The organism is Blautia sp. DFI.9.10 (assembly GCF_024461705.1).
GTDB lineage: Bacteria > Bacillota > Clostridia > Lachnospirales > Lachnospiraceae > Blautia_A > Blautia_A fusiformis.
In genome coordinates this window covers 11,079-33,177 of record NZ_JANGAA010000029.1, presented here as the reverse complement: position 1 = coordinate 33,177, position 22,099 = coordinate 11,079, and the positions used below count along the sequence as shown (strand labels likewise).

The 22,099-nt window shown below is 44.9% G+C and carries 16 protein-coding genes and 1 riboswitch; of the genes, 1 reads left to right on the top strand and 15 read right to left on the bottom strand.

Annotated elements, in window-relative coordinates; translation table 11 throughout:
- Positions 1-160 precede the first annotated feature (160 nt).
- The 11 genes from NE671_RS14340 to NE671_RS14290 all read right to left on the bottom strand — a co-directional run bounded on the left by NE671_RS14340 (position 161) and on the right by NE671_RS14290 (position 13,145).
- Complete coding sequence (locus NE671_RS14340; protein ID WP_110103451.1) at positions 161-1,345, bottom strand: phosphoribosylaminoimidazolecarboxamide formyltransferase; 1,185 nt, start codon at positions 1,343-1,345, stop codon at positions 161-163.
- Positions 1,346-1,383: 38 nt separating this feature from the next.
- Positions 1,384-2,097 carry an IMP cyclohydrolase gene (locus NE671_RS14335; RefSeq protein WP_015524355.1) on the bottom strand — a complete coding sequence of 238 codons (714 nt, stop codon included), beginning with the start codon at positions 2,095-2,097 and terminating at the stop codon, positions 1,384-1,386.
- An 86-nt stretch (positions 2,098-2,183) separates the two neighbouring features.
- A riboswitch (ZMP/ZTP riboswitch) is annotated at positions 2,184-2,265 on the bottom strand.
- Between the two features lie 97 nt (positions 2,266-2,362).
- The gene (locus NE671_RS14330) at positions 2,363-3,079 is read right to left on the bottom strand and encodes a peptidoglycan recognition protein family protein (RefSeq protein WP_044961668.1); all 717 of its coding nucleotides are present in this window, start codon (positions 3,077-3,079) and stop codon (positions 2,363-2,365) included.
- Positions 3,080-3,191: 112 nt separating this feature from the next.
- On the bottom strand, positions 3,192-4,646 hold the full coding sequence (gene guaB / locus NE671_RS14325) for an IMP dehydrogenase (RefSeq protein ID WP_021975900.1): 1,455 nt from the start codon (positions 4,644-4,646) through the stop codon (positions 3,192-3,194).
- A gap of 68 nt (positions 4,647-4,714) precedes the next feature.
- Positions 4,715-5,218, bottom strand: coding sequence for a DUF6106 family protein (locus NE671_RS14320; RefSeq protein ID WP_015524353.1), 504 nt, complete (start codon positions 5,216-5,218; stop codon positions 4,715-4,717).
- 113 nt (positions 5,219-5,331) lie between these two features.
- The gene (gene groL, locus NE671_RS14315; protein WP_173740237.1) at positions 5,332-6,951 is read right to left on the bottom strand and encodes a chaperonin GroEL; all 1,620 of its coding nucleotides are present in this window, start codon (positions 6,949-6,951) and stop codon (positions 5,332-5,334) included.
- Between the two features lie 47 nt (positions 6,952-6,998).
- On the bottom strand, positions 6,999-7,283 hold the full coding sequence (gene groES, locus NE671_RS14310) for a co-chaperone GroES (RefSeq protein WP_021651813.1): 285 nt from the start codon (positions 7,281-7,283) through the stop codon (positions 6,999-7,001).
- A gap of 297 nt (positions 7,284-7,580) precedes the next feature.
- Positions 7,581-8,366: a GTP-sensing pleiotropic transcriptional regulator CodY gene (gene codY, locus NE671_RS14305; protein WP_015524350.1), complete on the bottom strand. Its 786-nt coding sequence runs from the start codon at positions 8,364-8,366 to the stop codon at positions 7,581-7,583.
- A 146-nt stretch (positions 8,367-8,512) separates the two neighbouring features.
- The gene (gene topA / locus NE671_RS14300; protein ID WP_256164113.1) at positions 8,513-10,585 is read right to left on the bottom strand and encodes a type I DNA topoisomerase; all 2,073 of its coding nucleotides are present in this window, start codon (positions 10,583-10,585) and stop codon (positions 8,513-8,515) included.
- 75 nt (positions 10,586-10,660) lie between these two features.
- Positions 10,661-11,548: a DNA-processing protein DprA gene (gene dprA, locus NE671_RS14295; RefSeq protein ID WP_110103465.1), complete on the bottom strand. Its 888-nt coding sequence runs from the start codon at positions 11,546-11,548 to the stop codon at positions 10,661-10,663.
- A gap of 25 nt (positions 11,549-11,573) precedes the next feature.
- On the bottom strand, positions 11,574-13,145 hold the full coding sequence (locus tag NE671_RS14290; protein ID WP_242981834.1) for a YifB family Mg chelatase-like AAA ATPase: 1,572 nt from the start codon (positions 13,143-13,145) through the stop codon (positions 11,574-11,576).
- Between the two features lie 184 nt (positions 13,146-13,329).
- Here NE671_RS14290 and NE671_RS14285 point away from each other — a divergent pair, with 184 nt between their 5' ends.
- Positions 13,330-13,545 (top strand): helix-turn-helix domain-containing protein, encoded by a 216-nt coding sequence (locus NE671_RS14285; protein ID WP_015524345.1) that lies wholly within the window; start codon positions 13,330-13,332, stop codon positions 13,543-13,545.
- Between the two features lie 106 nt (positions 13,546-13,651).
- On the opposite strand, the gene NE671_RS14280 is transcribed toward NE671_RS14285, so the two are convergent.
- The 4 genes from NE671_RS14280 to ispG all read right to left on the bottom strand — a co-directional run bounded on the left by NE671_RS14280 (position 13,652) and on the right by ispG (position 22,085).
- Positions 13,652-14,410: a hypothetical protein gene (locus NE671_RS14280; protein WP_173740238.1), complete on the bottom strand. Its 759-nt coding sequence runs from the start codon at positions 14,408-14,410 to the stop codon at positions 13,652-13,654.
- Positions 14,411-14,470: 60 nt separating this feature from the next.
- Positions 14,471-16,429 (bottom strand): fructose-1,6-bisphosphatase, encoded by a 1,959-nt coding sequence (locus NE671_RS14275; protein ID WP_129975637.1) that lies wholly within the window; start codon positions 16,427-16,429, stop codon positions 14,471-14,473.
- A 98-nt stretch (positions 16,430-16,527) separates the two neighbouring features.
- Complete coding sequence (locus NE671_RS14270) at positions 16,528-21,021, bottom strand: PolC-type DNA polymerase III (RefSeq protein WP_021651820.1); 4,494 nt, start codon at positions 21,019-21,021, stop codon at positions 16,528-16,530.
- Positions 21,021-22,085 carry a flavodoxin-dependent (E)-4-hydroxy-3-methylbut-2-enyl-diphosphate synthase gene (gene ispG, locus NE671_RS14265; RefSeq protein ID WP_021651821.1) on the bottom strand — a complete coding sequence of 355 codons (1,065 nt, stop codon included), beginning with the start codon at positions 22,083-22,085 and terminating at the stop codon, positions 21,021-21,023. Before ispG ends, NE671_RS14270 begins: the two co-directional genes overlap by 1 nt.
- Between the last annotated feature and the right edge of the window lie 14 nt (positions 22,086-22,099).

Sequence of the window (22,099 nt, the reverse complement as noted above, 5' to 3'; positions counted from 1 at the left end):
AGAACTCTGAGTTTTTCAGAGTTCTTTTTTATTTTTAAAACTATCCTTTTTCGATCAAAAAGTCCCGGGTCTGATCTCTTTTTTCCAGAAATTCAGATTCGGGACTTTATATTTTTTATCTTTTATTTCAGCTGCATATCATGGCCAAGGCATGCATCTTTTAGTGGTGGAAAAGGCGGATTCCTGTAAATGCCATCACCATTCCATACTTATTACATGTATCGATAACTGCGTCATCACGTACAGATCCACCCGGCTCTGCAATATATTTTACACCGCTCTTATATGCGCGCTCGATATTATCACTGAATGGGAAGAATGCATCGGATCCCAGTGTCACGCCGGTAAGACCATCCAGCCATGCTCTCTTCTCTTCTTTTGTGAACACTTCCGGCTTCTCTGTGAATGTCTTTTCCCATGCACCATCTGCAAGGACATCCATATATTCCTCACCAATGTAAACATCAATGGCATTATCTCTCTCCGCACGTGTGATCGTGTCTTTAAACGGAAGCTCCAGTACCTTCGGACACTGACGGAGATACCAGTTATCTGCCTTCTGACCTGCAAGGCGTGTACAATGTACACGGGACTGCTGTCCTGCACCAACGCCGATAGCCTGTCCGTCCTTAACAAAGCATACAGAATTGGACTGTGTATATTTCAGGATGATCAGAGAAACCTTCATATCTCTCTTGGCTTCTTCCGTAAGCTCTTTATTCTCTGTTACAATATTGGAGATCAGCGCATCATCAATTGCCAGCTCCTGGCGGCCCTGCTCAAAGGTGACTCCAAATACCTGTTTGTGCTCCAAAGGTTCTGGAACATAGTTTTCATCGATCTGGATCACATTGTAATTGCCTTTTTTCTTCTGCTTCAGAATTTCAAGAGCCTCCTCTGTATATCCTGGTGCGATCACACCATCAGAAACCTCTCTCTTGATCAGCATTGCGGTATCTTTGTCGCAGACATCAGAAAGAGAAATAAAATCACCAAATGATGACATACGATCTGCACCTCTTGCTCTTGCATACGCACATGCAAGCGGGGAAAAATTCTTCCAGTCCATATCACCTACCCAGTAGATCTTTGCCAGTGTCTCATTCAGCGGAAGTCCGATGGAAGCACCTGCCGGAGATACATGCTTAAATGAAGTTGCTGCCGGAAGTCCGGTTGCTTTCTTAAGGTCACGTACCAGCTGCCAGCCATTAAAGGCATCCAGGAAGTTGATGTATCCTGGTCTTCCGGAGAGTACCTGGATCGGAAGCTCACTTCCATCTGCCATATAGATCTTTGATGGTTTCTGATTTGGGTTACATCCGTATTTTAACTGTAATTCTTTCATGAAAAAGCTCCTCCGTTCTCTGTGATATCCCTATTTTCTTATTTATTCTTGTTTACGATCCTGGATTCATATTTTCCTGTCTCAATGTCAATAAAACGAACAAAGAGAGAAACTTTATTATCCTGGTTCAGGCTCTTCCAGAGGAGATCCGTAAACTCATCAATATCGCTTGGGATCTCTACCAGCTTCGGCTCTCCCTCGAAACTTGGAAGTGGATTTCCATCGCATTTATAAGTATGGATAAAACGTCCCTGTCCTGCCGCCGCATTCTCATAGGCAAATGTATAACGAAGACAGGAATCCGGATTTCCGTTATTGCTCTTTAAAATAGACATCGCATAATTGAATTTACCGTCTTCAACATGAAGAACACCTGAAATACGAGGTGTATAGTTCGGCGCATCCGGCTCAAACTCTCTGCTGCGGAGAGACTGTTCAAAGGTGAGCTGTCTGTCCATTCCCTCATAGATCGTATCTGTCTGATCACCGTTTGTTACGATGGTCTTATTTCCAAGGACACGTACCGGTGCATAAATGATCAGGCTCGGGTCTGTAAGCTTGGACGGATCAAAAGCCTGTGTACGGATTCCTTCCCCATCCTCAACAAAAATACGGTTTCTGCTGTTCTCGCTTCTTCCCATAATAAAATATGCAGTAACTGCATGTTTCCCGTCAGCGGAACGTCCGATCACAATTCCTCTTCCCGGATAGGAATTTTCTTTCAGTTCTTTTTCAAGTGAAAATGTCGTCATTTTTCACAGTCCTCCTTGTCTAATGTAAGGCCCGGGGCTTATCCCAGGATATGAACGGTAACAAAAAACCGCCTGGACACCCCTTATCAGGCTGCCCAGGCGGTCGGCTTCTCACTTCACTGCACTCCCTGTAGGTAATCCTACTTTCCGCCAGTCATGCAGCTTCTGCTGTTATACTACAATACTTCTTCTTAATTTTCAAGCCCCTATTTTCAGAAATTATTTTTCCAGACTTCTTGTTGCTCACAAAATAAACAATAACACTTTATTTCCCCTGTAATGCATAATCTGTCTGGATCTGTGCTGCAATGTCTGATTTCATCTGGATCCATGCATCGGGATTTTCCACGTAATACTTCGGACAGTCTTTACCTGTGACATCATAATGACGGATCACCTGATCCGAAGTCAGTCCAAAGCGTGTACAAAGCCACGCTGTCAGCTTTACCGCCGAATCATAGGTTGCTGTATTAAACTGCCCTGTTTCATCCGGATGGCAGCATTCAATGGATATGGTATCTACATTTCTGGAATTTGTGGCATAGGATATTTCTGAAGTGGGAATACATTGTACCACTTCTCCCTCCAAACCTATCACAAAATGACTGCTGACTTTGTTGTCCTGCGTTGTCGCAAGATTTTCAAAATAATTCCGGTTGGATATGGCAGTAGATCCCGGATTGGCCGTATAATGAATGGCTATATAATTTACCTGTTCGATAGAAATCTGTGGTCTGGAATAGGAATTCGGTGTCAGAAGCTCCACATCAATAAAAGGTGCTCCTTCTGCCTGCCATTGTTCCGGTCCGCCATTTCCGCTGGCATTCCCGGATATTTCTTCCTGTCCGGACTGAGTTTCACTCTGTTCCATGCGCATCTCAAAAAATGCGTATCCTAACGCACACGCAGCAAAAGCAACGATCACAATGATACATATCAGCACAATCCTCTGTAGGATCTTGATCGGGTTCTTTTTTCTCAAAGACTTCTTTTTTCTTCTGGAAGACCCGGAGGAAGTTTTCTTTACGGAAACAGGCCGCCCGCTATGGGACGGCCTGGGTGACTTTTTACCGGTCTTACCTTTTTTTCCTTTATTATTCATCTACACTGTAGTTTGGAGCCTCTTTTGTGATATGGATGTCATGTGGATGTGACTCCTTGAGAGATGCAGCGGAGATCTTAATGAATCTGCCTGTTGTTTTCAGCTTCTCAATGTTCTCTGCTCCGCAGTAACCCATACCGGATCTTAAACCGCCAATTAACTGGAATACGGTATCCTCAACGTGTCCTTTGTATGCAACACGTCCTTCAACACCTTCTGGAACAAGCTTCTTGGCGTTCTCCTGGAAGTAACGATCCTTGCTGCCGTTCTCCATAGCTGCAATAGATCCCATTCCACGGTATACTTTATATTTTCTTCCCTGATAGAGCTCGAATGTTCCCGGGCTCTCATCGCATCCAGCAAACATGCTGCCCATCATGCAGACATTGGCGCCTGCCGCGATAGCCTTGGTGATGTCTCCGGAATACTTGATTCCACCATCTGCGATGATCGGGATTCCGTAGCTGTTGGCTACTTCATAGCAATCCATAACAGCAGTAACCTGCGGTACACCGATACCTGCAACAACACGTGTGGTACAGATAGATCCAGGTCCGATACCAACTTTAACTGCATCTACACCAGCTTCGATCAGTGCCTTGGTAGCTGCTCCTGTTGCAACGTTACCTGCGATAACCTGAAGTTCCGGATATGCAGCCTTGATCTCGCGGACTGCTTTTAAGATATTCTCAGAATGACCATGTGCGGAATCAATTACGATTACATCCACATTCGCTTTCACAAGTGCATCTACACGTGCAAGTACATTGGCTGTGATACCAACTGCCGCACCACAGAGAAGACGTCCCTGTGCATCCTTGGCTGCAAGCGGATATTTGATCTGTTTCTCGATATCCTTGATGGTAATGAGTCCTTTTAAATTAAAGTCGTCATCTACAATGGGTAATTTCTCCTTACGGGATTTCGCAAGGATCTTCTTGGCATCCTCAAGTGTGATTCCTTCCTTGGCTGTGATCAGTCCTTCAGAAGTCATGCACTCCTTGATCTTTCTGCTGAAATCTGTCTCAAATTTAAGATCACGGTTTGTGATAATACCTACAAGCTTTCTGCCTTCTGTGATCGGAACACCGGAAATACGGTATTTCGCCATCAGATCATTGGCATCTTTCAGTGTATGCTCCGGTGAAAGATAAAATGGATCTGTAATAACACCGTTCTCAGAACGTTTAACCTTATCAACCTCTTCTGCCTGTGCTTCGATGGACATATTCTTGTGGATGATACCGATACCACCCTGTCTGGCCATGGCAATTGCCATTCTGTGCTCTGTAACTGTGTCCATTCCCGCACTCATCATGGGGATATTCAGCTTTACTTTCTTGGTTAAATACGTTGAAACATCTACCTGATTCGGAATCACTTTAGAATAAGCCGGAACCAGCAGGACATCATCAAACGTAATGCCTTCACCAATAATAGTACCCATTGCATTTCCTCCCTTTGTGTAAGATATTTTAAATTTGTGAACTAGTGTAACAAAAAACAAGATTCATGTCAATCCAAAAAAACTTTACTCGGTGCAGAATTTTTCATGGTATTGGCAAGTTCATCATCCAGTTCCAGGATCACCTTGCAGGTTTCTCCGCTGTCTCTTACGATCATGGCATAGCGCTTATGATCCTCAATACCTGAGGAAAAGTCTATGGTTTTCATCTTCTGATTTCCGTTGTAATAATCCATTCTGTGGGATTTCAGAGGTGCCACAAGATCAGCCTCCGCAAGCTGAAGTGATTTTACTCTTTTCCTCTTTGACTTGGACATGATCATATCAATATCCAGTTCCCCGTTAACAAACAGATATTCATATTCCAGGTCTGTTTTCGGAATTACAAAATAGCATGCAACACCAAGAGCGATAGCCGGAACCAGAAGAAGTGCATTCAGCACCAGACCTCCCAGAACCATGATCACGGTCAGTGCAATAAGACCGTATTTTATAGCAAGATCCTTCCCTGTCTGTTTCTTCTTTACCAGAAGTTCTGAATATAAGTCACTCATTTGCTTCTTCCTTTCGTAATTTACTGATTTCTTTTGATTATAACACAAAAAGAGAGCCGCGTCCATGACGCAGGCCCTCTCATTTTGTAAATTATTTACCTGCCTGCTTGAAATTACATCATTCCCATTCCCGGGTTTGGTGCCGGAGCAGGAGTATCCTCTTTGATCGTAGAAACTACAGCCTCTGTTGTAAGAAGTGTAGATGCAACACTTGTTGCGTTCTGAAGTGCACTTCTTGTAACCTTTGCAGGATCAAGGATTCCATTCTCAACCATGTTTACATATTTCTCATTCAGAGCATCAAAGCCTGTACCTACCTCAGACTCTCTTACCTTGTTGATGATAACAGCGCCTTCCAGTCCTGCGTTTGCAGCAATGTGGAACAACGGAGCCTCAAGGGCTTTCAGGATCACATAAGCACCTGTCTTCTCATCTCCCTCAAGTGTTGCTGCAAGCTTTGCAACCTCTTTGGAAGCATGGATGTAAGCAGATCCGCCACCTGCGATGATACCTTCCTCAACAGCTGCTCTTGTTGCTGCAAGAGCATCCTCAAGACGAAGTTTTGCTTCTTTCATCTCTGTCTCAGTAGCAGCACCTACACGGATAACAGCTACGCCGCCAGCCAGTTTTGCAAGTCTCTCCTGAAGTTTCTCTTTATCAAACTCGGATTTTGTCTCCTCGATCTGCGCACGGATCTGTGCAACACGTTTTGCAATGGCATCTTTGTCACCGAGACCATCAACGATAACTGTGTTCTCTTTTGCAACTTTAACAGATTTTGCACGTCCAAGCTGCTCCATCTTAGCTTCTTTCAGGTCAAGACCAAGCTCATCGGAGATCACCTGTCCGCCTGTCAGGATCGCGATATCCTGAAGCATCTCTTTTCTTCTGTCACCATAGCCAGGAGCTTTTACAGCTACTACCTGGAAGGTTCCTCTCAGTTTGTTGACGATCAGAGTTGTAAGGGCCTCACCCTCAACATCCTCAGCGATGATGAGAAGTTTCGCACCGGCCTGAACAACCTGCTCAAGAAGTGGAAGGATCTCCTGGATATTGCTGATCTTCTTGTCTGTGATCAGGATGTACGGATCATCAAGAGTTGCCTCCATTTTCTCCATATCTGTGGACATGTATGCGGAAATATATCCACGGTCAAACTGCATACCTTCTACAAGGTCAAGCTCTGTATGCATGGTCTTGGACTCCTCAACAGTGATAACACCGTCTTTGGAAACTTTCTCCATAGCATCAGCAACAAGCTGTCCAACCTGCTCATCACTTGCAGAGATTGCTGCTACGTTAGCGATCTGCTCTTTGCCGTTGATTGCCTGGCTCATGTTCTTGATCGCTTCTACTGCAACATCTGTTGCTTTTTTCATACCTTTTCTGAGGATGATCGGGTTGGCACCTGCTGCCAGGTTCTTCATTCCCTCATGAACCATTGCCTGAGCAAGTACAGTCGCTGTTGTAGTACCATCACCTGCTACATCGTTTGTCTTGGATGCAACTTCCTTGATGATCTGAGCACCCATGTTCTCGAATCCGTCCTCAAGCTCGATCTCTTTTGCGATGGAAACACCATCGTTTGTGATAAGCGGAGCACCGAAAGATTTGTCAAGTACTACGTTTCTTCCTTTCGGTCCAAGTGTTACTCTTACTGTATCTGCAAGTTTATTTACACCAGCTTCAAGTGCTGCTCTTGCTTCTGCGCCATATTTAATTTCTTTTGCCATGATAAAATGACCTCCTATTTATATTGATATACGATAAGATGTTTATATTATTTAATAACTGCCAGGATATCTTCCTGTTTTACAATGATGTAATCCGTACCATCCATCTTAACTTCTGTTCCTGCATATTTGGAGTAAATAACAGTGTTTCCGACTTCTACTTCCATCTTTACTTCTTTGCCATTTACAACTCCGCCAGGACCAACTGCGATAACCTCTGCCTGCTGTGGTTTCTCCTGTGCCTGTCCCGGAAGTACGATTCCGGATGCTGTTGTCTCTTCTGCTTCAACCTGTTTTAATACTACTCTGTCGCCTAAAGGTACTAACTTCATGATCTATGTTCCTCCTTTATAAGTTTCATCTTCGTCTGCTAGCACTCACTTTATACGAGTGCTAATCACTATGGCTATATTAGTGAATTTCGCATATTTTCGCAACCCTTTTAAGATATGGTTTTTCTATATTATTCTGGTTTTATCTCTTTTATGCTCTTGTTTTCTCTTGTTTTCTTAATTTCATTATTTATTTTAATTTTATGAAACAGACAAAAAAGAGACTCCCACGCTAGCGGGAAGTCTCTTTTGTCACGTTCTTTATCTTATATCAAGCATCTGACAGTGCTGATCACATTATGCCTTCTTGCTTCTCTGTGCTTTTATCTCCTCAAGCTCATCAAAGATCACTTCATTAAGAACTTTAATGTAAGTTCCCTTCATACCGGATGAACGGGATTCGATCACACCTGCACTCTCGAATTTACGCAGTGCATTTACGATCACGGATCTGGTGATACCTACACGGTCAGCGATCTTGCTGGCAACCAGGATACCCTCATCCCCATCCAGCTCATCAAAAATATGGATGATCGCCTCAAGTTCTGAGAAGGACAGTGTACTGAATGCCGATTTAACGATCTGCTGTTTTCTGTCTTCTTCTGCGTTCTCGTCATGAACCGCACGCATCATTTCCAGGCCAACAACTGTTGTACCATACTCGCTGACGATAATATCCTCAATATCATAGGGATGATCATTGCGGTACATGAATAACGTTCCCAGTCTCTCACCTGCAATATCGATCGGATTCACGATTCCCTGATAATTTCCGGGTACATGCTCAAAGCCAAGTGTCTGGAGATTGACATTCTCCTTTGTGGAAAGAACACCAAGAAATCTCTCATTCAATAACGGGTCGATATGTCCGCCGATCTTGTCATCGATCAGCTCTGTGATCTCATCCACACCCGGGCAGATACTGACTCCCAGAACCTTACCTTTCTTACTGAGTACCAGGATATTGGAACTTAAGGTTTCCATGAGCACCTGGCAAATGTCGTTAAACACTACCTTGCTTGAGCTGCTGTTATGCAGAAGCTTATTGATTTTTCTAGTTTTATCTAGCAACTGAACGCTCATTTTTCCTCCTTTCACTTTCGTACCTTGAAAGAAATCGTTTTTCTAGTCTAATATTACACGTTATTCTGGAAATTTACAAGACATTTTTATATTTTTTTTATTTTTAACGGGATTTTCTGAAAATTAATAGAAAAGCATTTATTCAATCAATCTTCATCTTTTGGTTTTTGTTCCACATATCCGCAGGTTTCCTGGCTGCAAACCAGCTTATTTCCCTTTTCGAGCATATAATTACCACATTTCGGACATTTCTTTGCAGAAGGTTTCTGCCAGGACATAAAATCACATTCCGGATTATTCTCACATCCGTAATATTTTCTGCCTTTTTTCGTTTTTTTCATGACAATTTCGCCGCCGCACTTCGGACATGCAACACCGATCTTCTCATAATATGGTTTTGTATTACGGCAGTCCGGAAATCCGGGGCATGCAAGAAATCTTCCATGAGGACCGTACTTGATCACCATGTTGCGGCCACAGTTGTCACAGATCACATCCGTAACCTCATCCTGTATATCAACTTTCTCAAGCTCTTTCTCAGCCTCATCCACATCATGCTTCAGATCCGGATAGAAGTTACGTACAACCGTTTTCCACTGTACGGTACCTGCTTCCACGCAGTCCAAAAGCCCCTCCATAGTTGCTGTAAAGTTTACATCCACAATACTTGGAAAAGCCTGTTTCATAATATTATTAACAACCTCTCCAAGCTCTGTGACGTAAAGATTTTTCTGTTCCTTGGATACATAGCGTCTGCTGATGATCGTTGTGATGGTCGGCGCATACGTACTCGGACGTCCAATTCCAAGCTCTTCCATAGTCTTTACAAGTGAAGCCTCTGTGTAATGTGCCGGCGGCTGTGTAAAATGCTGCTCCGGCTTCAGTTCTTTCAGCTTCAGCTCCATACCCTTTTCAAGACTTTGACTTAAAACATTGCCCTTTTTGTCATCGCCCTCTTCTGTGTACACAGACATAAAGCCATCAAAGGCAACCTTGGATGCTGCAACCGTGAACACATACTCACCTGCTCCGATCTTGACAGACGTGGTCTCATAACGTGCCGGTGCCATTCTGCTCGCCGCAAAACGTCTCCAGATCAGCTGATATAAACGGAACTGATCCCTGGTCAGGGATTCCTTCACCAGAACTGGTGTCCTCGCAATATCTGTAGGACGGATCGCCTCATGAGCATCCTGTATCTTCTGTCCGTTTTTGATTGCCTTCTCTGTCTGAGAAACATAATCCAAACCATACTGCTCAGAAATATAAGTTCTTGCTGCTGCATCTGCTTCCTCTGAAATTCGAGTAGAATCTGTACGCAGATAGGAGATCAGACCTACCGTACCACTGCCTTTTACATCCACACCTTCATATAACTGCTGTGCCAGGCGCATAGTCTTCTGCGTAGAAAAATTCAGTGTCTTGGCAGCTTCCTGCTGCAGAGTACTTGTGGTAAACGGAAGGGGAGCGTTTTTGATCCTCTCACCTTTTTTTACTTCTGTGATCTCATATTTACAGTCTTCCAGACTTTTCAGAATCTCATCCATTTCCTGACGGTTTCCGATCGGAAGTTTTTTATCTGTTCCATAGAACTTGGCTGTCAACGGTTTCTTCTCACCCTTTACCTGAAATTCACCCTCCAGGCTCCAATATTCTTCAGGAATGAATGCATTGATCTCATCTTCTCTGTCACAGATGATACGCAGTGCCACAGACTGTACACGGCCTGCACTTAAACCTCTTTTTACCTTGGCCCAGAGCAGCGGACTGATGGTATAACCTACCATACGATCCAACATACGCCTTGCCTGCTGTGCATCTACCAGATTCATGTCCAGTTCCCTGGCCTGCTTGATGGACGCCTTAACTGCTGTTTTTGTTACTTCATTAAATGTGATCCTGTGCATCTTTGCAGTATCTGTCTTCAAAGCCTGCATCAGATGCCAGGAAATTGCTTCTCCCTCACGGTCAGGGTCAGTTGCAAGATAGATCTTATCTGCTTTTTTTGCTTCTTTACGAAGTTTTGCAAGAAGCTCACCTTTTCCTCGTATTGTGATATACTTCGGTTCAAAATCATTGTCCACGTCAATACCAAACTGGCTCTTGGGAAAATCCCTCACATGACCGTTGGACGCTTCTACTGTATAATTTGCCCCCAGAAATTTCTTTACTGTCTTCATTTTAGCAGGTGACTCTACTATCACCAGATTTTTGGCCATTTTACCTCTCCTAATCTCATTCTGCCTTCCTGTCCGGCTTAAAAACTCCTGCTAAATCTCCGGGCAAAAAAGCATTTATTCAAGTCTGATATAATACTGTCTCCCGGTTTCCTTCACAAGCCCCATCAAAATAAGCTGTCCCAGGATCCCGGCTGTTTTTCCCGGTGAAAAACCGGTTTTTCTGATAATATGATCCAGATTTTTTGGTCGTAAATCGAGACAACTATACACCAAATCCAAATCCGTTGCAAGTCCCAACTTGCTTTTTTCAGACAAATTTGTCTTTTTTTTCACAGATAATCCCCACTCATCCAGAAGTATTTCCGGAGAGTATGCAATTCCTGCTCCGTCGTAGATCAGCTTGTGACAGCCTCTGCTCAGCGCATCATTTACCGCTCCTGGAATGGCGTATACCATCTTCCCCTGTTCCAGTGCACAGGCAGCTGTGATCAGTGATCCGCTCTTTTCTTTTGCTTCCACCACAAGCACCAGATCTGCCAGTCCGCTGATGATCCGGTTCCTTGCCGGAAAATAATATGCCCTGCCTTTGGTACCTGGTTCATATTCGCTGATAATCCCTCCGTTTTTTTCGGGGATCCTCCGGTAAATACCTCTGCTGGATGAAGGATAACAGATGTCCACACCATTTCCCAGCACGGCAAAGGTCGGGGTACCACCTTCCAGAGCACCCTTGTGGCCCTCAGCATCAATGCCGGCCGCCATACCGCTGATCACCTGTACCCCATGTTCGCTTAAGAATTTTCCGTAATTAAAGGCCTGTATCCGTCCGTAAGGACTGCACAGCCTTGCTCCCACGATCGCCGCTGTAGGTTTGGCATCATCCGGAAAGCTTCCAATGTAATATAATTGTTTTGGCATACCGGGAAGTTCCTTAAGTCTTGCCGGATAAACACTACTGTCCTTCCGGGCACACCGGATCCTTGTTTGCTGTATTTCTTCCATATAAAATACCTTCCTTTTTTCTGTTTTATGACCAGTATTTCTTATCATATGCCCGGTAAGCCAACGCCTCGCAGATATGTTCTTCCTTTATCTTTTCGGAAGATTCCATATCCGCGATGGTCCTGGCCGTTTTCAGGATCTTATGATATGCTCTGGTACTGAATTGAAACTGCTCATATGCCTGCTCCAGAAGTTTGTCTGCCCCTCCCGTCATTACACAGTATTTTTCCAGTTTTCTTCCGTCAAGCTCCCCATTGAAGCAAAATTTTTCCTTTTTGTAACGTTCTCTCTGGATCTCCTGTACTGCTTCCACCCTCTTTCTTATTTGAGCAGAGGATTCCCCTGCAATTTTCTTTTTCATTTTTGAAAAACTCACTGCCGGAACTTCCGTGCAGATATCAATACGCTCCAGGAGAGGCTGGCTGATCTTTCCAAGATAATGCGTGATCTCCCCTGATGTACAGCGACATCTGTTCATATCCGGGTAAAATCCGCAGGGACAGGGATTCATCGCTGCCGCCAGCATAAAACTGGCCGGAAAAACATAGGTTCCGGCAGCTCTGGACAGATGGATCTCCTTATCTTCCAGCGGCTGACGCAGGATCTCCAGGCTTTTTCTGGAAAATTCCGGCATCTCATCCAGAAAAAGAACACCTCTGTGTGCAAGAGTGATCTCCCCCGGCCCCGGTATCCTGCCGCCACCTGCCAAAGCCTGAGGGGAACTGGTATGATGCGGACTTCGAAAAGGCCTCTGCCGGATCAGCGGATCTTTTTCCGTGAGAAGTCCTGCCACACTGTATACCTTGGTGATCTCCAGGCTTTCCTCAAATGTCATCTCCGGCATAATGGTAGGCAGACGTCTTGCCAGCATGGTCTTTCCGGATCCTGGCGGTCCGATAAAAAGAATATTATGAAAACCGCTCACTGCGATCTCTGCCGCCCGCCTGGCTCCTTCCTGCCCGCAGATGTCCGCAAAATCAACCTTTGGTATTTCCGGTTTGTTTTCTATTTTTTCTTTTTCCTGATACGCAGCTGTATAAGTGATTGGGTCTCTCAGACACCGGATCATGTCATTCAGACTTTTTACTCCAAACACCGGCATATCCTTCACCAGATTCCCCTCCCGGATATTTTCCTCCGGAATAACGCAAAAGCGTAAGCCCAGCTCTCTTGCGCGGATCACCCGAGGCAAAACTCCGGCAACCCCATGGATCTCTCCATTCAGACTGATCTCTCCTACGATCATAACTCCTTCCAGAAGATCCGGTTCCAGAATTCCGGCAGCCGCAAGTACTGCAGCCGCCACAGGCAGATCAAAACCGGCTCCTTCCTTTTTCATATCGGCAGGTGCAAAATTTACAGTTACTTTTTTTGGTGGCAGACAAAGCCGGTTGTTCTTAAATGCAGTCCGGACTCTTTCCTGGGCCTCTCTCACCTGGGCAGAGGGAAATCCTACCATAGCAAAAGAAGGCAGACCATCACTGACATCTGCCTCAACCTGGATCTCACGTACTTCCATTCCGTAGATCGCTGCTGATAAAACACTCGCAAACAAATACATTCCTTTCTGCGAAAAAAACGGATCCCGATCTTCCATCTTTTCGTCTTTTCAGGTCAGTCGGATATTCGAAATCCGCATTGGTTAAAAACAAGGGAATTTTCAGATAGACATTTTCTGAATTTTAGAAGATAATAAATTTAGTATAGTCCATTTTGCTCTCTTTTGCAAGGGTGCATTTCGTTCTGTTTTATACTTTCAATAGAAAGAAGAGGTGAGCACAATGAAATTTCAGCGTATTCAGGATTTACGTACAGACGCGGATCTGTCCCAGAGAGAATTAAGTGAGATTCTTCATATCAGTCAGCGTTCTTATTCCCATTATGAAACGGGATCCCGTAATATTCCTATCGAAATGCTTATCCGGCTGGCAAATTATTACGACACCAGCATCGATTATCTCGTCGGCCGCACAGACCGCAAAAAAATGATCAAATAAAGAGATCCCCGGAAATGTGGAACAGTTTCGGGAATTCCTGTATCGGGATTCCCTGATTGCCAAAATCCGGGGATTCTTTATTTTACCGTGTTTTATTTTTTTTTGATCATTCCGTATAATAGGTTTCTTCTTCTCCGTAGGGAATCTCATATTCTTCTGTATTCTCATCAGAAGAATCTTCACTGCTCTCGCTGTAGGATTCCTGTTCATAGGAATTTTCGTTGCTTTCATTATAGAAAGCATCTTCTTCGGAATTTTCGGATACTTCCAGGGATGACTCCTGCCGGGTCATAATAGACTCTGTTTTCGGATAGGTCAGAGATCCATCTCCCCGTTCATATGTTTTTACCTTCACATAAAGCTCACCACTTTTATCGAAAACAAACTCTCCTTTTGCCTTATTCCCTTCGGAATCCTTAAAACGGAACTGTGTGGCATTTCCTGCTACCTCTGCAGTCACATCTGCTTCTGCGGTCATGGAAGGATCTTTTCCATTCACTCTCTTATAGGTAAAGGAAACAGATTTCAGACTGATATCATAAATATCGATCGTTGTCAGCCCGTCTTCGCTGTACCAGATCCCCTGATAATTTTCCGGTTCAAATGCCGGAAGGATTGTCGGGACCGGTGTCAATGACGGTGTCGGTGTCGCTGTCGGAACCGGTGTTGCTGTTGCTGCCGGAGTTGCTGTCACCTCCGGAATACTGTCCAATGCAGCCAATGCGGCCTCTCTTCGTTGTTCTTTTTCCACCTTATCCCTGTGGGAAACATACAGCATCCCTCCAAGTCCTGCCAGAATAAACAGGATGATCAACAGGACCAGAACCGCTCTCAGCCGTTTTTTTCTTTTTTTGTTTTTTCTCATCTGCATCACCTCTGTTTACTATAGCATACAGGAAACTCTTCTTGTATTTCTCAATTCTGCTTATTTTTTCTCTTTGATGATACCTTTTCTGTAAGCTTCCAGAAGCTGGATCAGCTCACTGATCCTTTCCTTCAGAGCAGTTCCGGTATCGGTATCACCGACCAGAGTACGTTTGTTATTGTAGTGAACTGCCACCCTGTTGGAAACAATATCCTGCTCCTTGGCTACCGCTTCTTCCGCAGAAGTAAAAGGCTCATGAGCAGACAGGATCAGCCCGTAGGAGTTATAAACCAGTGTATAGCCGGCAATCCCCGTAACCTTCTGATATGGTCTGGAAAAGCCGCCGTCGATCACAAGAACTTTGCCATTGCATTTTACAGGACTCTCTCCCTCACTCTGGTGAACCGGCACATGCCCGTTGATGATGTGACCCTTTTCCGGATCCAGTCCGAATTCACGGAGCAGTTCATCTACAACCTCCTCATTTTCCAGAAGATGATAGTAGGCATTTTTAGTTTCTTTATGTGTTTCCTTATCTTTAATAAAATAACGTTCAAAGGTGGTCATCTTGTCTTTTCCGAACAGCGGTGAATTCGGAGCTGCCCAGATATACCACATAATATCCCTGCCTTTACGCTTTTCATCCTCATTTACAGAGAAAAACGCCCGGCGCACATAAGTCTCAAGAACATCGTACAATTCTTTTCCTTTGTAGGTTTTTCCATAAATCTGGACTTCTTTCAGACTTCCATCCTCATTAAGTGGAATACTTCCATGGAACAGAAGATTTCCATTATAAGTTTTATAAAGGCCTCCCTTGTCCAGAAGAAGCCGGACATGATTCTGCAGTTTCTCGCAGTTTCGGAACGCGGAATCCAAGCGTTCCATTACATCCTTTTCCTCTGTAGTAAGTTCATATGGCTTTTTCCAGTCAATAGTAGGAAAATATGTATCGGTCAGCGGATATTCTTTTCCGTCCGGAAGTGTGATCATTCCCTTTTTCGGATCGATCCTATGAAGCAAACAACGCTTTTCCATATGGAATTCTTTGTGCCGGCGGATCAGCTGCCCCTCCAGCTTAAACTGGATAATGGCAATAGCCTTGTGCATTTTCCGTCCAAGCTCTTCTTCCAGAATACTATAGTTATTGGCATCTCCCTTCATCTCAAAAGCAGTACATGGATCATCCTTATAAGCCTCCATTGCAAAGGTTGCCAGAGGCATGAGATTGATCCCATATCCATCCTCAAGAATATCCATATTTCGGTAACGGATGCTGTTCCGGATCACCGTTGCAATGCAGGCTTTCTGTCCTGTAGCAGCTCCCATCCAGACCACATCATGATTTCCCCACTGGATATCCAGCGAATGATATTTCATCAAACGATCCATGATGAAATGCGGGCCCGGACCTCTGTCATAAATATCTCCCAGCACATGAAGATGATCCACAACAAGACGCTGGATCAGTTCTGCCAGGGCAATGATAAAATTCTCTGCCCGGCCGATCTCAATGATCGTATTGACGATGGCATCGTAATATGCTTCTTTGTCCAGAACTTCCGCTTTCTCTGTGATCAACTCCTCGATCACATATGCATAGTCTGCAGGAAGTGCCTTACGGACCTTGGAACGGGTATATTTGGATGCCGTTGTCTTGCATACTTCGATCAGACGATAAAGTGTGATCTTGTACCAGTTCTCCATGTCTTCTTCCTGTTTTTTTACAACCTCCATCTTTTCCTTCGGATAATAGATCAGTGTGGCAAGAGAACGTTTGTCGCTGTTGCTTAAGGTATGTCCGAATACATCATCGATCTTTTTTCGTACAGCCCCTGATCCATTCCGAAGAACATGGGAAAACGCATCGTATTCTCCATGAATGTCCGACATGAAATGCTCGGTACCTTTCGGAAGGTTTAATATAGACTGCAGATTGATGATCTCTGTTGAAGCCTTTGCTATAGTAGGATATAGCTCCGCAAGTCGCTGCAGGTATCTTAATTCTTCTTTTTTCATAGTATCTGGTATCCTCCTGGGAGTTCTCACTGCCAGATCAGCCTTCAGGATAAACGGCAGTATTTTTTATTTATTGTAAGCCCTTCCGGTATCATATATCAACCCGTAAAATCAAACAGTGACATCTGATTGGACTGCGGGATATCTCCAAAAAGATCCATATCATCCATCAGATCGATAACGGTCTTGCTGACCTTGGTACGATCACGGAAATCATCCTTGGAAAGGAATCTGCCTTTTGCGGCAGCATCCACAACTGCCTCTGCTGCCTTATCTCCAAGACCCTCTATGGTATCCAGAGCAGGCATCAGCTTATCTCCGATGATCTGGAACCGGTGTGCCTTTGCCTTATAAAGATCGATCGGCACAAAATCAAAACCTCTGGCGTACATTTCCTGTACGATCCTCATATCCTTCAGTGTATCCTGTTCCTTCTTGGATGCCTCATCACCTTTTTTCCGGATCTCCGCCATATAATATTCCAGACGTTCTTTTCCCATGCACATCAGTTCATAGGAAAAGGATGTGGCACGGATACTGAAAAATGCTGCATAATAAGCCAGTGGATGAAACACTTTATACCAAGCGATACGATACGCCATCATAACATAGGCTGCCGCATGGGCTTTCGGGAACATGTACTTGATCAGCTTACAGGACCAGATATACCAGTCCGGAACATCATGCTCTTTCATAGTCTGGATCCATTCCTCACGAAGCCCCTTTCCCTTACGGACACTCTCCATGATGGTAAACGCCAGACCACTTTCCACTCCTTTTCCGATGAGATAGATCATAATATCATCTCGCGTACAGATTGCTGTGGAAATGGTAGCCGTACCATTCTGGATCAATACCTGGGCATTTCCAAGCCATACATCCGTGCCGTGGGAAAGTCCAGCAATACGTACCAGGTCGGAAAAATATTTCGGCTTGGTATCGATCAACATCTGCATGGCAAAGTCTGTACCAAACTCCGGGATCCCGAGGCATCCCAGCCTGCAGCCGCCGATATCCTCCGGGCTGATCCCCAGAGCCTGCGTTCCCGCAAACAGGGACATGACATCTCTCTGGTCCAGCGGAACTGTTCTTGCACTGATGCCGGTCAGATCCTCCAGCATACGGATCATGGTCGGATCATCGTGTCCAAGTATATCAAGCTTCAGAAGATTTCCGTCAATGGAATGGTAATCAAAATGTGTGGTGATGATATCACTGTTCACATCATTGGCCGGGTGCTGCACAGGTGTAAATTTCTCAATCTCCTCACCCATAGGCAGTACGATGATACCTCCCGGATGCTGGCCAGTGGTACGGCGGACACCGGTACAGCCCTTCACGATACGGTTGATCTCACAGTAACGCTTGTGCTGCCCCCGTTCCTCATAATAGTTCTTCACATAACCAAATGCGGTTTTTTCCGCAAGGGTACCAATGGTTCCCGCCTTAAAGGTCTGCCCTTTTCCGAAGATAACCTCTGTATACCGGTGGGCATTGGCCTGATATTCACCGGAAAAGTTCAGGTCGATATCCGGCTCCTTATCACCTTTAAAACCAAGGAATGTCTCAAAAGGAATATCAAAGCCTTCCTTGTTCATCCTGGCACCGCATTTCGGACAGATCTTATCCGGCATATCACATCCTGCCATACCCGCGTATTTTTTCACCTCAGGGGAATCAAAATCACTGTATTTACAGTCCGGATTCGGACAGAGATAATGAGGCGGCAGAGGGTTTACCTCCGTGATACCGGACATGGTCGCTGCCAGAGAAGAACCTACAGAACCACGGGATCCAACCAGATAGCCGTCCTCATTGGACTTCCACACAAGCTTCTGTGCAATGATATACATTACCGCATAACCATTGGAGATAATAGAATTCAGCTCCCTGTCCAGACGGTCCTCCACGATCTTCGGCAACGGATCTCCGTACATTTCGTGGGCCTTCGTGAAACAGATATTCTTAAGATCCTGCTCGGAGTTCTCAATGACCGGTGGAAATTTATCCGGATGGATCGGTGATATCTTCTCGATCATATCCGCGATCTTATTGGTATTGGTGATCACCACCTCTTCCGCCTTTTCACTTCCCAGATAGGAAAATTCCTCCAGCATTTCCTCCGTTGTACGAAGATAAAGCGGGGCCTGGTTATCTGCATCAGAAAATCCGTTTCCTGCCATGATGATCCGTCGGTAAACCTCGTCCTGAGGATCCATAAAATGCACATCACAGGTGGCAACCACCGGTTTTTTGAACTGTTCTCCAAGTTTTACGATCTTCCGGTTTATCTCTTTTAAGTCTTCCTCAGAATTGATCATATCATGTTTTTCATCCGCAAGCATAAACGCATTGTTCCCAAGAGGCTGGATTTCCAGATAGTCATAAAAATTTACCAGTCTGGCGATCTCCTGATCCGGTGCATTGCGAAGAAGTGCCTGATAAAGCTCTCCTGCCTCGCAGGCACTTCCCACCAGAAGGCCTTCCCTGTATTTTTCCAGCACACTTTTGGGAACCCTTGGTCTTCTGTGATAGTACTTTAAATGGGACTGGCTTACCAGCTTGTACAGATTGATCCTTCCGGTCTCATTTCTTGCAAAAACAATAGCATGGTATGTGGGCAGCTTTCGGATGGTATCCGGTGAAACCGCACCCTGCCTGTTCATCTCATCCACATCAAAAATATCTCTTTCTTCCAGCATCTTTACAAACCGCACAAAAATCTCTGCGGTACATGCCGCATCATCCACAGCTCTGTGGTGATGATCAAGAGAAACACCTACTGCCTTGGCTACCGTGTCCAGTTTAAAACGGTTCAGGGCAGGAAGAAGGAATCTAGCCATACCAACGGTATCCACATAAGTAAAATCATCCGAAATCCCCTGCCGTTTACAGTTTTCAATAATAAAGCTCATATCAAAGTCCGCATTATGGGCCACCATTACGCAGCCCTCACAGAATTCCAGGAATTTCGGCAGTACTTCCTCTATCACAGGTGCATCCAGGACCATGGAATCATTGATGCTTGTCAGCTGCTCAATACGGAACGGAATGGGCACTTCCGGGTTTACAAAGGTGGAAAAACGATCTGTGATCTGTCCTTTTTCCACTTTTACCGCGCCAATCTCAATGATCCTGCAGGTTAGTGCTGAGAATCCCGTAGTCTCAATATCAAAAACAACAAAATCTCCATCCAGCCGCTGCCCTTTGGAATTGGTGACCATACCCTTCAGATCGTCTACCAGATACGCTTCCATTCCATAGAGCACCTTAAAATCAGACTCCTTTGGAACACAACCGCCCCAGGCATCAAAGCAGTGATTTGCCTCCGGGAAGGACTGCACCACGCCATGATCCGTGATAGCGATAGCCTTATGTCCCCACTCATAGGCACGTTTTACCAATGCCTTTGCATCGCTGACACCATCCATATCGCTCATCTTGGTGTGACAGTGAAGCTCCACACGCTTCTGAGGACTGGTATCCATTCTTGTGCTGGTAAAATTGGCGATTTTCTTGATACCTGTAATATTTCCAATAGTAAGCTCACTGTCAAAACGGTCAATGGTGGTAACTCCCTTCAGCTTCAGGAATGCGCCTTTTTTTACACTTTCCGTCACTTCCGGAACCTGCTCGTTACGCAGAAACATCTTCACAACAATACTGTCCGTAAAATCGGTCACAGGGAAGATCAGGATCGTTTTCTCATTTCGGATCTCACGAGCTTCCACATCCATAACCTGACATCGGATGATAACCTCACCCATCTCACCGGTAATGCTCTCCAGCGGAATCGTTTCTCCATCAAAATCTCTGCCGTAAACCACATCCGGATTGCTGTCCCTGCGGAATCCGAAGCTGCCGCGGAAATCCCCCTTCTGAACCTTCTGCTGTTTTTTGTCAACGGATTTCTTCTCGTTTGTCTTTTCGCCGCTCTTATCTCCAGAGGTTTTCTTTGTCTCTTCCCTGGCTGTATCCTCCTGCTTCGGTTCGCTTTCCTGATCCCCGCTGAGTTTGGCATGCTTCAGGACATTTTCCACTTCCTGTTTGATCTGAAGTGCAGCATTTTTCCGGTATTTACTCTCTTTCACTTCCACAAAATCCAGTTCCACTTTCAGATCCATACCGCAGCGTTCACAGAAAACTTTATGAAAATATTCAACAAGTATTTCGCTTTTCTGTCTGGAAATAACCGTATCCGGAAGCTCCATACGCAAGGTATCTTTTCCTGTAAAAATGATTTTTGATCTACGGAACAGATTGTACTCCAGCATGTTATAGTTGCGCAGCTCCATCTCCATACTGGAACGGTAGCTTTCCAGAAAGTTCTCCGGTGTATACTGCTCGGAAAGATGAAATTTTTCCACAACTGTTACAGTCATGGGAATCCCCGGAAAGCACTGCCGTTCGATCTCATCCTCCAGCGCAAAAATATTCTTCTTGTGTATCCAGCGGCTGCTTTCGATATAAACCCTCAGATGAGTTCTTCCGGGGTTCATGGAAACCTTTGTCACAAATACCATGTCCAGAAGTTCTTCCAGCTCTTTCTTCACTTTAAGATGCGGAAATACATCAAAAAAATCTTTCTCCATTATGACTCCTGCTCATTCCAGGTAAGAAGTTCCTGACGAAGTGTATCTAGAAGATCCGTTTCCGGTACTTTTTTTACAACCTCTCCATGCCGGATCAGAAGACCAACACCATCGCCTCCTGCAATTCCGAGATCTGCTTCCTTCGCCTCTCCCGGTCCATTTACCACACAGCCCATAACCGCAACCTTAATATCAAGAGGAATATCCTGTACCATGGTCTCTACCTGGTTTGCAAGGCCGATCAGATCGATTTTTGTTCTTCCGCAGGTCGGACAAGAAACAACCTCCACGCCTCCTTTGCGAAGTCCCAGCGTTTTCAGGATCCTTTTGGCTGATTTCACTTCTTCCAGCGGCGCGCCTGTCAGAGAAACACGGATGGTATCTCCGATTCCCTGATACAGGATGATCCCAAGTCCGATAGCTGATTTGATATTTCCCGAATACAGAGTTCCTGCTTCTGTAATTCCCACATGAAGAGGATACTGTGTTTTTTCTGCGATCAGTTCATGGGCTCTGGCGCACATGAGAACATCAGAAGATTTGATGCTGATCACAAGATTGTCATATCCCATCTCTTCAATGATGTGCACCTTATCAAGAGCACTCTCCACAAGTCCTTCGGCCGTAACACCGTGATATTTTTCTACCAGTTCTTTTTCAAGGGAACCGCTGTTTACTCCTACACGAATAGGGATATTCCGTTCCTTTGCTGTATCCACAACTGCCTGGATCCTCTCTTTGGAACCGATATTTCCCGGATTGATACGGATCTTGTCCGCACCGTTCTCCATGGCTGCAATGGCAAGGCGATAATCAAAATGGATGTCCGCAACCAGCGGAATATGGATCTGTTTTTTGATCTGGGATAAAGCCTTCGCAGCTTCCATAGTAGGAACTGCGCAGCGGATAATATCACAGCCTGCTTTTTCCAGTGAAAGGATCTGCGCAACCGTTGCTTCTACATCTTCAGTTTTCGTATTGGTCATGGACTGGATAAGGATCGGATTTCCTCCTCCGATAACACGATTTCCAATTTTTATTACTTTTGTATGATCTCTGTACATAAAAATCTCCTTTA